The 15,209-nt window shown below is 33.1% G+C and carries 14 protein-coding genes; all 14 read right to left on the bottom strand.

Going from position 1 to position 15,209, the window contains the following annotated elements:
- Positions 1-19: 19 nt before the first annotated feature.
- Positions 20-892 (bottom strand): DegV family protein, encoded by an 873-nt coding sequence (locus tag MN187_RS00070; RefSeq protein WP_242093940.1) that lies wholly within the window; start codon positions 890-892, stop codon positions 20-22.
- Positions 893-985: 93 nt separating this feature from the next.
- The gene (locus MN187_RS00065) at positions 986-2,278 is read right to left on the bottom strand and encodes an adenylosuccinate synthase (RefSeq protein ID WP_117973767.1); all 1,293 of its coding nucleotides are present in this window, start codon (positions 2,276-2,278) and stop codon (positions 986-988) included.
- A 122-nt stretch (positions 2,279-2,400) separates the two neighbouring features.
- Positions 2,401-3,768, bottom strand: coding sequence for a replicative DNA helicase (gene dnaB / locus MN187_RS00060; RefSeq protein ID WP_117973765.1), 1,368 nt, complete (start codon positions 3,766-3,768; stop codon positions 2,401-2,403).
- Positions 3,769-3,791: 23 nt separating this feature from the next.
- Positions 3,792-4,244: a 50S ribosomal protein L9 gene (gene rplI / locus MN187_RS00055; protein ID WP_242093937.1), complete on the bottom strand. Its 453-nt coding sequence runs from the start codon at positions 4,242-4,244 to the stop codon at positions 3,792-3,794.
- 133 nt (positions 4,245-4,377) lie between these two features.
- The gene (gene rpsR / locus MN187_RS00050; protein WP_071455937.1) at positions 4,378-4,617 is read right to left on the bottom strand and encodes a 30S ribosomal protein S18; all 240 of its coding nucleotides are present in this window, start codon (positions 4,615-4,617) and stop codon (positions 4,378-4,380) included.
- An 18-nt stretch (positions 4,618-4,635) separates the two neighbouring features.
- On the bottom strand, positions 4,636-5,139 hold the full coding sequence (gene ssb, locus MN187_RS00045) for a single-stranded DNA-binding protein (protein ID WP_117973761.1): 504 nt from the start codon (positions 5,137-5,139) through the stop codon (positions 4,636-4,638).
- A gap of 43 nt (positions 5,140-5,182) precedes the next feature.
- On the bottom strand, positions 5,183-5,482 hold the full coding sequence (rpsF, locus tag MN187_RS00040) for a 30S ribosomal protein S6 (protein ID WP_117973759.1): 300 nt from the start codon (positions 5,480-5,482) through the stop codon (positions 5,183-5,185).
- Between the two features lie 320 nt (positions 5,483-5,802).
- Positions 5,803-8,316 carry a DNA gyrase subunit A gene (gene gyrA / locus MN187_RS00035; RefSeq protein WP_242093935.1) on the bottom strand — a complete coding sequence of 838 codons (2,514 nt, stop codon included), beginning with the start codon at positions 8,314-8,316 and terminating at the stop codon, positions 5,803-5,805.
- Between the two features lie 17 nt (positions 8,317-8,333).
- On the bottom strand, positions 8,334-10,280 hold the full coding sequence (gene gyrB / locus MN187_RS00030; RefSeq protein WP_242093933.1) for a DNA topoisomerase (ATP-hydrolyzing) subunit B: 1,947 nt from the start codon (positions 10,278-10,280) through the stop codon (positions 8,334-8,336).
- Positions 10,270-11,403 (bottom strand): DNA replication/repair protein RecF, encoded by a 1,134-nt coding sequence (recF, locus tag MN187_RS00025; protein ID WP_117973753.1) that lies wholly within the window; start codon positions 11,401-11,403, stop codon positions 10,270-10,272. Before recF ends, gyrB begins: the two co-directional genes overlap by 11 nt.
- Before the next feature lie 2 nt (positions 11,404-11,405).
- On the bottom strand, positions 11,406-11,639 hold the full coding sequence (gene yaaA, locus MN187_RS00020) for a S4 domain-containing protein YaaA (protein ID WP_117973751.1): 234 nt from the start codon (positions 11,637-11,639) through the stop codon (positions 11,406-11,408).
- Between the two features lie 237 nt (positions 11,640-11,876).
- Positions 11,877-12,350: a glutathione peroxidase gene (locus tag MN187_RS00015; RefSeq protein ID WP_241699644.1), complete on the bottom strand. Its 474-nt coding sequence runs from the start codon at positions 12,348-12,350 to the stop codon at positions 11,877-11,879.
- A 130-nt stretch (positions 12,351-12,480) separates the two neighbouring features.
- Positions 12,481-13,611: a DNA polymerase III subunit beta gene (gene dnaN, locus MN187_RS00010; RefSeq protein ID WP_241699645.1), complete on the bottom strand. Its 1,131-nt coding sequence runs from the start codon at positions 13,609-13,611 to the stop codon at positions 12,481-12,483.
- A 154-nt stretch (positions 13,612-13,765) separates the two neighbouring features.
- Positions 13,766-15,109: a chromosomal replication initiator protein DnaA gene (gene dnaA, locus MN187_RS00005; protein ID WP_117973744.1), complete on the bottom strand. Its 1,344-nt coding sequence runs from the start codon at positions 15,107-15,109 to the stop codon at positions 13,766-13,768.
- Positions 15,110-15,209 lie beyond the last annotated feature (100 nt).

The following is a 15,209-nucleotide window of genomic DNA, read 5'->3' as shown; positions in this document are numbered from 1 at the left end:
TAGACATCTTTATTGTTATTTATCTAATAATCCCGAATGAGAAAATTGCTAATGCTCCATATCCTGTATGACTAGCAATGGTTGGTCCCATCGGTTTTACAGAAATACTTTTTACCGATACTTTATCTTGTAAAATAGCTTTTAATTTTTCACCAGATTCCTTATCTCCAGCATAAGCAATTAAAATATCTTGTTCAGATTCTTGCTCAATGGTTTCTTTGGTTAATCCAGCTATTTTTTCTAGTGAATGCTTACGCCCGCGTACTTTTCCAGTATTAATTAATTTTCCTTCAGCATTCATACAGATAATTGGTTTCACTTTGATCATACTACCAATCATCGCAGACGTTTTGGATATCCTACCTCCACGCTCTAGATGTTTTAAATCATCAACTGTAACCCATGAATGTAATCTTGGTATCATTTCGTTTAACCATAATACGACATCTTCAAGTGTTTTTTCTTGTCTCCTAAGATTTAAGACATTCCTTACAAGTAGTCCTTCTCCCAAACATGCCGCTAAGGAATCAATAATCGTAATCGGTAGTTTACCATGCTCTTCTTCTAACATAGATAAAGCTGTCATCGCATTATTATATGAGCCACTTAAACCTGATGAAAAACAAACATATAACAAGGGTTGGTTCTGGCCGACATAATCTTTAAAAATATCTAAGTAATTCCCAATATTAATTTGTGACGTACTAGGTGTTGCTCCATTTTTAAGTTCTGTCATAAACCAATTGTAATCAAAAGTTTCCTGAAAGTCATCAATATATTCTTTGTTGTCTAATTGAATCGTCATACTAATTTTTTTAATGCCTGGTTCCTCTAATTCATCATGTGTCAAATCACAACAGGAATCTACCAACAAATCAAATTTATAAGTCATTTTTATTTTCTCCCTATCATTGGTTTAACTTTATTATATAATAAAAAAATAGAGAGTTCGATAACTCTCTATTTTTTTATATTTATTGGGTATTTAAATTTGTTCCCAAACATTTTCTAAAATATTTGTTTGTGTTCTATCAGGACCAACAGAAAATGTTGAAATTCTAACATCTACTAACTCAGAAACACGTTTAACATAATTTCTAGCATTTTCTGGTAATTCTTCTAATGTTTTACAACCAGTAATATCTTCCGTCCACCCTGGTAATTCTTCATAAATTGGTTTACATCTCGATAATTCTTTCAAACTTGCTGGGTAATGAGTGATTTCTTTTCCATCTAACTCATAAGCCACACAAATTTTAATGACAGGTAAACCTGTTAAAACATCGATTGAATTTAATGATAGGTTAGTGATACCTGATACACGTCTAGAGTGTCTCATCACAACACTATCAAACCAACCAACACGTCTTGGTCGACCAGTTGTTGTACCATATTCACGACCAACTTCTCTAATTTGATGACCTGTTTCATCAAATAGTTCAGTTGGGAATGGTCCATCACCTACACGAGAGGTATAAGCTTTACAAACACCCACCACTTTATCAATTTTGGAAGGTCCTACACCTGTTCCAATTGTCACGCCTCCAGCTAATGGATTTGATGAGGTAACAAATGGATAAGTACCTTGATCAATATCCAACATAACACCTTGAGCTCCTTCAAATAGTACATGTTTTCCATTATCTAAGGCTTCATTTAAGATAACTGATGTATCAGTTACATATTCTTTAATTAATTGACCATACTCATAGTATTCTTCAAACACTTCTTCAAATGAAATAGGGTCTACTTCATAAATTTTAGTAAATAATTTATTTTTTTCTTCTAAATTTATTTTTAATCGTTCTTCAAAAATCTCTTTATCTAATAAATCAGCTATTCTAATACCCACACGAGCTGCTTTATCCATATAAGCAGGTCCAATCCCTTTAATCGTTGTTCCGATTTTTTGATCACCTTTAGCATCTTCTTGTAACTGATCTAAAAGAATATGATAAGGCAAAATAACATGTGCTCTATCTGAAATTCTTAAATTAGTAGTTGGAATATTATGTTCTTTTAAATAGTTTAATTCTTTAATTAATGATTTTGGATTAACGACTACACCATTTCCAATCACGCTTATTTTATCTTGATAAAAAATACCTGATGGAATTAAGTGAAGTTTATAGGTTGTTCCATCAAATTGAATAGTGTGGCCTGCATTATCTCCACCCTGGTATCTTGCAATAATTTCTGCATTTTCGCTTAAAAAATCAGTGATTTTTCCTTTACCTTCGTCTCCCCACTGAGTTCCTACTACTACAACTGATGACATACGAACACTCCGTTCTTCTCTTTTATTCATTACCTAACTATATTATCAAAAAAAAGAATCTAACACAACTAAATCAGAACATTAAAATAAAAAAAACATATTTTTATCAAAAATTACGAATATTAAAATTCTTCTCTTGGGGAAATAGAAGTAAATTTATTATATTCTTTAATAAACATCAATTCTACCGTTCCTCTTGCACCACTTCTATTTTTTTCTATAATAACTTCAATAATATTATTAGACTCTTGTACTGGTTCATCATCATCTTCTTCACTATCACGTTGATAATAATCATCACGATATAAAAAGGCGACAATATCTGCATCTTGCTCAATAGAACCTGATTCACGAATATCACTTAATACTGGTCTTTTATCTTGCCTTTGTTCCACTCCACGAGATAGCTGTGATAAGGCAATAACTGGCACTTTCAATTCCTTAGCAAGTTTCTTTAATTGACGTGAAATTTCCGATACTTCTTGTTGTCTGTTCTCTCGTCCTGTTCCTTCAATTAATTGTAAATAATCAATTAAGATAAGGCCCAAATCACCTTGTTCTTGAGCTAATTTTCGACATTTCGCCCGAATTTCAGATATTTTAATACCAGGCGTATCATCTATAAAAATATTAGCCCTTGATAAACTTCCCATTGCGACAATTAAACTGTTCCATTCTTCGTCAGTCAACTGACCTGTTTTTAAATGACTTGCTTCTATTGAGCCTTCTGAACATAACATACGATTAACTAATGACTCTGCACTCATTTCTAAACTAAAAATAGCGACTGATTCATCCGTTTTTGTTCCTACGTTTTGTGCGATATTTAAAGCAAAGGCTGTTTTCCCCACAGCCGGACGTGCTGCTAATATGATGAGCTCTTCTGACTGGAGACCGGCTGTCATTTTATCAAGAGCATGATATCCTGTTGGCAATCCAGTTATATCATCACCTTGTTGTGATAATTGTTCTATTTGAGCAATAGAATCACTCAACACATCAGAAATCGCTAAAAAGCCACTTCTATTTCTTTTTTCAGAGACTTCTAAAATTTGACGTTCTGCTTCATCTAATATAAATTCAACATCTTCATCTTGTTCAAAGCCTTTTGTTACGATATCTGTTGCCGTTTGTATCAAACGACGCAACAACGATTTTTGTTCCACAATTTTGGCATAGTGTCCCACATTGGCTGCTGTTGGAACGTTTGTTGTTAACTCAGATAAGTAACTAATACCACCAACATCTTCTAGTAATTGCTTTTGTTCCAACTCTGTTTTCATCGTAATGACATCAATTGCTTCATTACGATTATTTAAATCTAACATAGTTTGGAAAAGTAACTGATGTGAACGTCGATAAAAATCAGCCGAATCAATATATTCCATTGCCTCAATCAAAGCATCTGCATTTAAAAAGACAGAACCTAAAACTGCTTGTTCTGCCTCGATACTTTGAGGTGGCACTCTATCTTGTTGAATAAGTTCCATAGATTAAATCCTCAATTTTCCGGTTACTCAACCACTACATGTACACGTAGTTTGGCTACCACTTCTTTATGTAATTTAACTGGAACAGTTGTATAGCCTAATGCTTTAATTGGTTGTTCCATTTCAATTTTGCGTTTATCTACTTTTATTTGGTGTTGCTTTTGAAGTCCATCTGCTATTTGTTTAGAAGGAATTGAACCAAATAAACGTCCATCTTCTCCTGCTTTTGATTTTATAACAACTTCAAAACCTTCAGTTTCAAATGTTTCTTTTAATTTTTTAGCTTCTTCTAATACTTCTGCATCTTCTTTAGCTTTGGCTTTTTCTTTTCCCTTAAGTTCACTTAAATTTTGAGCTGTTGCTTCTTTAGCCAATCCTTTTTTAATTAAAAAGTTTTGAGCATATCCTACTGCAACATCTTTCACTTCACCTTTTTTTCCTTTTCCTTTTACATCTTCTAAAAAGATAACTTTCATCTATATTCACTCTCCTAACGATTCTAGTTACACACTCTTTTTATTTTAACATAATTTATAGTATTTCTAAACTATTCTTCATTGTTTCACGTGAAACAAAAAGAGACATTCAAATGAATGTCTCTGGATTTTATTAGTCTTCACTAACGAATGGTAATAATCCCATAATTCTTGCACGTTTAATTGCAATCGTTAATTTACGTTGATGTTTAGCACAAGTTCCTGTTACACGACGAGGTAAAATTTTACCGCGTTCTGAAACAAAACGAGATAATAATTCAACATCTTTGTAATCGATATGATCAATATGGTTAGCTGTAAAGTAACATACTTTACGACGACGGCGTCCGCCTCTTCTTTGTTGAGCTGCCATTATATGCCCTCCTCTATATTAGAATGGTAAATCGTCATCCGAAATATCTATCGATGATGAGTTTCCAAAAGGATTACTATTATCACGATCGAAGTTCGGCATGTCATTACTTGAAGATTGGCCAAATGATGATTGTGTATTTTGGTTATCTTGAGAAAAATTATTAAATCCGCTAGTTTGCTGTTGTCTTTGACTCGATGCATTCTTAGATTCTAATAATTGGAAGTTCTCACAAACCACTTCAGTTACATACACTCTTTGTCCCTGTTGATTCTCGTAGTTTCTAGTTTGAATACGTCCAACTACTCCCAATAGAGTTCCTTTTTTAGCATAATTTGCTAAGGTTTCAGCTGGTTTTCTCCAAATCACACAATTAATAAAGTCTGCTTCTCGTTCCCCACTTTGATTTGTAAAGTTACGATTAACAGCTAAGTTAAAAGTCGCTACGGCAGAACCATTTGACGTATATCTCAAATCTGGGTCTCGAGTAAGTCTACCTACCAATACAACATTGTTAATCATTGGTTAATCTCCTTTCGTTATAAATGTTTCACGTGAAACATTATTACTTTTCTTCTTTAACAATCATGTGACGTAAAATGTCATCATTGATTTTTGCTAAACGATCAAATTCATTGATTGCTGCAGCATCTGTAGAAGAAACTTTAACGATATGGTAGATTCCTTCACGGAAATTTTGGATTTCGTAAGCTAAACGACGTTTTTCCCATTGTTTAGATTCCAAAACTTCTGCTCCGTTATCTTTCAAGATTGAATCGAAACGATTTACTAGAGCATTTTTTGCTTCCTCATCAATGTTAGGACGAATTATATACATGATTTCATAATTTGATACCTGACTCATTGATTTTCACCTCCTTATGGACTAAAGGTTCCTTAATTATAAGGAACAAGGAGAGTAAACTTTCATTTACTCACAGTAATAAATTATACTATTTTTTATATCGTATTGCAACATAAATTTATAATACCTTTATTTTAATCGACCATTTACTAATGATATATTTCTTCAAATTATTTAATATCAAAAGTTTCTACAAATTTCCCTTACTGTTTGTTACTAAACCTAGTAAATAGATAGTTATCTAGAATATCTCCTTAATTAAATTTTTTATAAAACAATAACTCAAAATAGTTGCCTACTTTGAGTTAATTATCATTTTATTATTCAAAATTCTTTTCTTGTTCTTCAGCTGTTATTTTAACATCGATTTCCTCTGACACAATAGTATCTTCTATTTCATCTTCATCAACATCAATAGTTGCCATAGTAGATACCAAAGCATCTGCTTCTAAACGAATTAAGCGGACACCTTGGGTTGAACGACCTGTCTGAGAAACAGAATTCAATTCAAAGCGAATGATAACACCTTTGTTCGTTACTAACATGATGTCTTCTTCACCACTAACTGTTGTTAATCCAACTAAATGACCATTTTTTTCAGTGATATTAACGGTTTTAATCCCTTTACCACCACGCCCTTTAATTGGGTATTCTTTAGCATGTGTTCTCTTACCATACCCATTTTCAGTAATAACTAATACTTCCATGTCTGGTTTTAAAATATCCATGCCAATGACATAATCATTTTCTCTTAAACGAATACCACGAACACCTGCTGCACTACGTCCCATTGAACGCACTGCTTCTGCTTTAAAGGTTACAGAATACCCTAGATTTGTCCCAATAATAATCGTATCATCATCATCTGTTAATGCTACATTAATCAGTGAATCACCATCTTTTAAACCAATAGCTTTTAAGCCATTGGTGCGAATATTCGAAAATTCTTTAACAGACGTACGTTTTACTGTTCCTAATTTCGTTGTAAAGAATAAATACTGATTAGAATCAGCTTTTCCTTCCACATTAATAATCGCTTCAATATTTTCTGAAGAATCAATACCTAATAGATTGATGACTGGAATCCCCTTAGCTGTACGACCGTACTCAGGGATTTCATATCCTTTTGCACGATATACTTTACCTGTATCTGTAAAGAATAATAACGTATCATGTGTTGAACAAGATAATAAATTCTCAACAAAGTCATCATCATGAACGCCCATTCCTTGAACACCACGTCCGCCACGATTTTGGGTACGGAACTCCGTACTTGGTAATCGTTTAATGTAACCATTATGAGTTAACGTAATAACCACATCTTCTTCTTCAATTAAATCTTCATCTTCTAGACTTAATACTTCTCCAACGAGTAATTCGGTCCGTCTTTCGTCCCCATATTTACGTTGAACTTCATCCAGTTCTTCAGAGATAATATTGAGTACTCTATGATGATTAGCTAATATGTCTTTCAAATCAGCAATTAATACTAATAAATCTTGGTATTCCGCTTCGATTTTTTCACGTTCTAAACCAGTTAAACGACGTAGACGCATATCTAAAATTGCTTGTGATTGTCTATCGGATAGATCAAATTGTTCCATCAAAGTTGCTTTTGCCACGTCATCAGAATCAGATGCACGGATAATTTTAATAATTTCATCAATATGATCTAACGCAATTCTCAACCCTTCTAAGATATGAGCACGTGCTTCTGCTTTTTGTTTATCAAATTCTGTACGACGAATAATGACTTCTTCTTGATGTTCTAGATAATATTCTAGAATTGGTTTTAATCCTAAAACTTTTGGTACACCTTTAACAATGGCTAGCATATTAAAGCCAAAACTTGTTTGTAATGACGTTAATTTATATAAATTATTCAACACAACTGATGCGCTTGTATCACGACGAATCTCGATGACAATACGCATCCCTTCGCGTGAGGATTCATCTCTTAAGTCAGTAATCCCCTCAATACGTTTTTCACGGTGCAACTCAGCGATACGTTCAACCAGTTTTGCTTTATTCACCATATATGGGATTTCAGTGACAATAATGCGTTCACGACCATTTGATTTTTCTTCAATATCGACTTTCGCACGAACAATAATTGATCCTTTACCCGTTTCATAAGCTTTACGAATACCCGTTTTCCCCATGACAAGTCCACCAGTCGGAAAGTCAGGTCCAGGTAGTACCTCCATCAATTCATTTGTTGTCACATCTTTATTTTCCATCAATAGTTTTAACGCATCAATGACTTCTGACAAATTGTGTGGTGGTATATTCGTTGCCATACCTACTGCAATCCCTGTTGTCCCGTTAACTAGAAGATTAGGAAATCGTGCAGGTAATACTTCTGGCTCTCTTTCTGTTTCATCATAATTCTTTTGGAAATTAACGGTATTTTTATTGATATCACGTAACATTTCAACCGCAATTTTACTCATACGAGCTTCCGTATAACGCATTGCGGCAGCTCCATCACCATCGACAGAACCAAAGTTACCATGCCCATCAACTAACATGTTACGGTAACTAAACGGTTGAGCCATACGCACCATAGATTCATAAATCGCACTATCACCATGAGGATGGTATTTACCCATAACATCCCCAACGATACGTGCTGATTTTTTATGTGCCTTATCAGGTGTCACACCCATTTCATTCATCCCATATAAAATACGGCGATGAACAGGTTTTAGCCCATCTCTTACGTCTGGTAACGCACGAGACACAATAACACTCATGGCATAATCAATAAAGGATTCTTCCATTTCTTGTGTCAAATTAACATCTTGAATATTTTCTCTGATTTCTTCAGACATGAACGTTTCTCCCTTACTTAAATATCTAAATTCTTAACATAATGTGCATTGGCCTCAATAAATTCACGACGAGGTTCTACTCTATCTCCCATCAACATATCAAACACTGCATCTGCTTTAGCAGCATCTTCAACTGTTACACGTAACATTGTACGTTTTGTTGGATCCATTGTTGTATCCCATAATTGATGATCATCCATCTCGCCTAAACCTTTATAACGTTGAATACTTGGTTTTGGTGTCGCTGGCAAATCTGCAACTGCTTGTGCTAACCTCTCATCAGCATCTTTTCCTGGTTGAATATATGTAATCTTTTTCCCTTGTTTTACCCCATACAATGGCGGCTGAGCAATGTAAACATACCCTGCTTCAACAATTGGACGCATATAACGATAAAATAGCGTTAATAAAAGAGTTCTAATATGTGCCCCATCAACGTCGGCATCGGTCATGATAATTAATTTATGATAACGTGCTTTTGATACATCAAAATCGCCACCAAACCCTGTTCCCATTGCTGTAAATAGTGAACGAATTTCTGCATTGGCTAATATTTTTTCCATGCTTGCTTTTTCGACGTTTAAGATTTTCCCACGAATAGGTAAAATGGCTTGATACTTACGGTCACGACCAGTTTTTGCTGAGCCTCCCGCAGAATCCCCTTCGACAATATATAATTCACTTTTCTCAGGATCACGACTTGAACAATCTGCTAACTTACCAGGTAAACTACTAATTTCAAGAGCTCCCTTACGTCGTGTTACTTCACGTGCTCTTTTAGCTGCCAAACGAGCTTTAGATGCTAAAATCCCTTTTTCAACGACACGTTTTGCTACATCAGGGTTTTCTAATAAAAATTTATTAAAAGCTTCTGAGAATAATCGATCTGTAACTGTTCTTACTTCAGAGTTACCTAATTTTGTTTTTGTTTGTCCTTCAAATTGTGGTTCTGGATGTTTGATAGAGATAACAGCTGTCATTCCTTCACGTACATCATCCCCACTTAAATTTTCGTCATTTTCTTTTAATAATTTTTGACGTTTTGCATAATCATTAATCACACGTGTTAAAGCAGTTCTAAAACCAAACTCATGTGTTCCCCCCTCATAGGTATGGATGTTATTAGCAAAACTCAACAAATTAGTATGGTAATCGTCAGTGTACTGGATTGCTACTTCAACACTAATATCTTGTTGTTCACCTTCTGTATAAATTGGATCTGGAAAAAGAACTGTTTTCCCAGCATTTAAATACTCAACATAACTCTTAATCCCACCATCGTAGTGGTAAGATTCTTCTTTTTCAGGACTCACACGTTTATCAGTAATACTAATACGTAATCCTCGATTTAAGAAAGCTAATTCACGAATACGTGTTGCTAATTTATCATATTCAAAAACGGTTGTTTCTTTAAAAATTTCAGCATCTGGTTTAAAGTTAACAACTGTTCCGCGATGGTCTGTTTCACCAATTACTTCTAAGTCATCTATGACTTTTCCACGCTTAAATTCTTGATGATGAATTTTCCCATCAACATGAACCTTAACATTAAGTGATTCAGATAACGCGTTTACAACGGATGAACCTACACCATGTAAACCACCTGAGACTTTATAACCCCCTCCGCCAAATTTTCCTCCAGCGTGTAATACTGTAAAGACGGTTTCAACAGCTGGTCGTCCCGTTTTTTCTTGAATCCCTACTGGAATACCACGTCCATTATCTTTGACTGTGATACTATTATCTTCTTCAATCGTCACGTTAATCTCAGTACAAAAACCAGCCAACGCCTCATCAATTGAATTGTCAACAATTTCCCATACTAAATGGTGTAAACCTTGTGGTCCTGTGGACCCAATATACATACCAGGTCGTTTTCTAACAGCCTCAAGCCCTTCTAATACTTGAATTTGGCTGGCATCATATGATGAAGCTTGCCCTCCATTTATTTGTTTATCCGTCAACGTCTTCACTCGTCCTTTCTACTTTTCCATTTGTTACATAAAATATTTCGGGATTTATTTTTAATTTATCATTTAAATGCACGATACTGGTTGTCGTCAAAAACGTTTGAAGTTTATTATCAATAAATTCCATTAACTGTACTTGTCTTTCGTCATCCAGTTCGCTAAGAACATCATCAAGAAGTAAAATAGGATATTCCCCAATCTCCTCATTAATTAGCTCAATTTCTGCTAATTTAACGCTTAAAGCTGCTGTTCTCTGTTGTCCTTGCGAGCCATACGTTTGAACATTTTGTCCATTTACCATAAAAACCAAATCATCTCTATGAGGTCCTACACTTGTTGTAAATTGAGATAGATCTCTCTCCTCATGTTTTTTAAACTCTTTCATTAATAAATAATATAACTCTTCTTGCGTTTGTTCTGAACCTAATTGAAAGGAAGTTTTATAGGAAATACGTAATTCTTCTTTTCCGTAAGAAATGTTATCATGAATACTATTTGCCCATTTTTCAAGTAAGTTAACAAAATACAAACGTGACAAGAGAACAAAACTTCCTTCTTGTGCTAATTGCTCATTTAATACTTCTAAATAAAGAGGATCATATGATTTATTAAAAGCTGTTTTTTTTAAATATTGGTTTCGCTGTTTAAGCACTGTTTGATAATTGCTTAGGTGATATAAATAGTGTGAGTTGATTTGGCCAATTTCCATGTCTAGAAATTTTCGACGATGTTGTGGTGACCCTTTAACTAAAGATAAATCTTCTGGAGCAAATAAAATAACATTCAAATAACCTATATATTGACTTAATTTAATTTGTTCTAAACCATTTACTTTTGTTTTTTTCCCTTTATTAGAAACAATCATTGTTAAATCAATATCACTATTCTTTTTACTTATTTGACCTTCAATTCTAGCAAACTCTTGATTCCATTGAATTAATTCTTTTTCATGATTGCTTCGGTGACTTTTTGTTAACGATAAAACATAAATACTTTCTAATAAATTAGTTTTTCCTTGGGCATTATCACCAACAAATACATTCAATTTTGGTGAAAAATTTAAAGTAAGTTGATTGTAATTTCGATAATTCGTTAATTCTATTTGATTAAGTTGCATAATTATTTAGCATCCGATGCGTTTGTTTCCATAAAAAAAGTACCTAACTCAGGTATTTCAATCATCATGTCTTTATATAATTTTCTACCGCGACGATTTTCAGGTTCTCCATTAACAAATACAGCATGTTCCTGTAAATACCATTTGGCCATTCCACCGCTAGAAATAACATCAACTTCTTTTAAAAATTGACCAAGAGTCATATATTCTGTTTTTAATATAAATGTTTTTTTCACAAATTTTCACCTTCTCTGTTTCAATTTACCATTGCTATTATTATACCCTTTTTAAGTCTTAAAAACAAATTTTCTTTGCTAAAATCGTTTTTTACGCAATATTATAATGAATCGATACTTTTTTCATTTTTTATACTAAACCTCTTAGAACGTAAAATAAGAGATAATTTAAATTTTTTTGTAAATAATTAAAAAGGAATGATTGATTTTTTCTCAACCCTTCCTTTGTTTTCATGATTAATTTAATAGTTTTTCAATATCTGGTACCATTTTTTCAGGTTTGTCTGTTGGTGAAAATCGTTTAACGACTTCCCCTTTTTGATTAATTAAGAATTTAGTGAAATTCCATTTAATTTTGTCACCTAGTACTCCAGGTGCTTCGTTCATCAAATAGCTAAAAATAGGATTAGCAGCTTTACCATTCACCTTAGATAATTGATGCATAGGAAATGTCACTCCATAAGTCATTCGACATGCTTGGCTAGCTTCTTCACTTGTTTTTACTTCCTGATGAAACTGATTAGATGGAAATCCTAATATTACTAACCCTTTATCCTTATAGGTTTGATAAATAGTCTCCAATTCCTTAAATTGTGGTGCTAGTCCGCATTTAGTTGCAGTATTGACAATAATCATTACTTTCCCTTTATATTTTTCCAAAAAGTAAGACTCTCCATTATCTAACGTCGCTTCGTAACCATAAATTGTCACGCTATTTTCCTCCCCGTTGTATAGTAATAGCTTAATTAAACTACATTATCTAATTTTTTTCAGGAATGACACACCATAATGAATACAAAATAAAAAAGCACTCACCTTTTTAATGAGTGCTAAAAACCTCCTAATTGGTTCTAACTGGTGTTATTAGTTGAATAAATTCAATATCACCATCTTTAGGTTGGAGTGTGAATGGACGAATCGGTGAAATAAAACGAATTGTCACATCGATATCTCCAAACGATTTTAATGATGCTTTCATATAGTCAGGATTAAAAGAGATTGTTATAGGATCACCTGTAACTTCGATATAAGTTAATTTTTCCTCTACATTACCAATTTCAGGTGAATTTCCATAAATAATCACTTGTTCAGCATCAATTGCTAACTTGACAATATTATTACGGCCCTCATGAGATAGTAATGACGCTCGATCAATCGCTGATAATAAACTAGAGACATTAAAACTAATTTCAGTATTAAAATTCGTCGGGATTAAACGATTAGTATCAGGATAATTTCCTTCTAATAACCTAGAGTAAAAATTCATTGTTTCTGTTCTAAATAAAATTTGATTTTCCATAATAGAAATATCAACTTGCTCTTCTTCATCTTTAAATGAACGTGATAATTCTTGTAAGCTTTTTCCAGGTATCACGACATCAAAAGTTTGATTGACATTGTCTAGTTCCATTTTACGTTGACTTAAACGATGACTATCTGTTGCAACTGCTAATAAATTATTATCATTTAGAGTCATATGTACCCCTGTAAGTATTGGTCTACTTTCTTGTGATGATACAGCAAAAACAGTTTCACTGATTAATTTATTTAATACCCTTGCAGGTAATTTGAAGTTGGTTTGATCCTCAATAATTGGTAACTGAGGATAACTATCAGCATTTAATCCATTAACATTAAATAAAGCTTTTCCTGATGTAATAATAACTTGATTATTCTCAATTAACTCTAAAGTTAATGTTTGTTCAGGCAATTTTTTTATAATTTCATTAAAGAAACGTGCTTGAATAACTATTGATCCAGTGGATTCAATTAGCATACTGGCTTTATCATTATCAACACTTAAAAAAGTTTCAATAGAAATATCAGCGTTACTACCTGTAAGAGTTAAGCCAACATCTGTGATACTTAATTTTACCCCTGTCAATATAGGAATAGTTGTTTTACCGGAAATAGCACGTTGAACTGTAGTTAATTCATTTAAAAATGCTGCGCGATTTAACGTTATTTTCATTAGTTAGTCTCCTTTTAATTAATATATATAAAGTAGTAGTAGTAGTAGGTGCTGTTGATTCTGTGTATAAGTATTTTCTGTCTATAACTGATAAGGATTTTTTCTTGTTAATAACATGTGGAAAACTCGAGGTTGTTTTTTTTGTTTTCCACAATTAGGAAAGTAATGTTTGTTTAATGTCATTTACTTCTTTTTGTATGGTAACATCTTTTTCGACTAATTGTTGAATTTTTTCATGAGCATGTATAACAGTGGTGTGGTCTTTACCACCAAATTCTGCACCAATTTTTGGTAGGGAATTATCTGTTAGTTCTCTTGAGAGATACATTGCTATTTGTCTTGGTACAACTATTGTTTTGACACGTTTTTTTCCCTTTAAATCTTTTAATTGCAAATGATAATATTTACAAACTTCTTCTTGAATGTTTAAAATGGATAATTCACTTTTTTCTTTAATTGGTTTTAAACTTTTTAAAGCATCGGCAGCTAAACTAGTTGTAATATCTTGCCCTTTCATTGTAGAAAAAGCTTGCACGCGGACAAGAGCACCTTCAAGTTCACGTATATTTGATTCAATTTGTCCAGCAATATATGATAATGTATCATCAGGAATTTCCAAACCTTCAGCATCAGCTTTTTTTCGTAATATGGCAATTCGTGTCTCTAAATCAGGAGGAGTGATATCTACTGATAATCCCCAAGCAAATCTTGAAACAAGTCGTTCTTGTAATTTCGGAATCTCATTTGGTAATCGATCGCTGGTTAAGACAATTTGATGCCCTTCATTATAAAGAGTATTGAATGTATGGAAAAATTCTTCTTGTGTTCCCTCTTTGTCAGCAAAAAATTGAATGTCATCAACTAATAATAAATCGACGTTTCGATACTCTTGTCTAAAATCTTCGGATTTATTATTTTTAATCGAATTAATGTAGTCATTTGCGAAGGATTCACTTGTGACATATTTTATTTTAGCATCCACATTATTTGAAAGCATTTGATGTCCAATTGCATGCATCAAGTGTGTTTTTCCTAGACCAACGCCACCGTAGAAAAATAAAGGATTATATGTCGCCCCTGGATCTTCTGATACCACTAATGCCGCAGCATGAGCCATTTGATTACCTTTACCAATAACAAATGTATCAAATGTGTATTTTGAATTAAGTAAAGCTTTCTTGCTATTTTTTTTTACGATATTTGGTAGTTCAGTTGGAGCTTCTTTTTTTGATTCATTTATTTGTGGTTCATCATCTTGAATAATAAAAATAGGCGTAATTTCTTCACCTGTTAATTCGAAACCTGTTTCTACAATTTTTGCAGCTAAGTTTTTTTCCCAGTAGTTTTTGTGTAAATCTGATGGTAGCTCAATTGTTAATATATTATTTTGCAAAGTTATTGGTTTTGCAGGATCAATCCAAGCGCTAAAACTTGGAGGAGTTAGTGTTTTTCTATAGTTTTCAACAAGTTCTTTCCAGATAAAATTAAAATCGGGCATAGTTACCCCCCTAACTTATATAGTCTTTTATATTCTATCACTTTAAAAACAAGTTTTCCACTGAATATTTTACTTGTGGATATTTTATTTTCATCTCTTA

Origin of the sequence: Vagococcus sp. CY52-2, assembly GCF_022655055.1 — a bacterium.
Lineage (GTDB): Bacteria > Bacillota > Bacilli > Lactobacillales > Vagococcaceae > Vagococcus.
The sequence above is the reverse complement of the archived record's forward strand: the minus strand, read 5'-3'. Positions and strand labels throughout refer to the sequence as shown.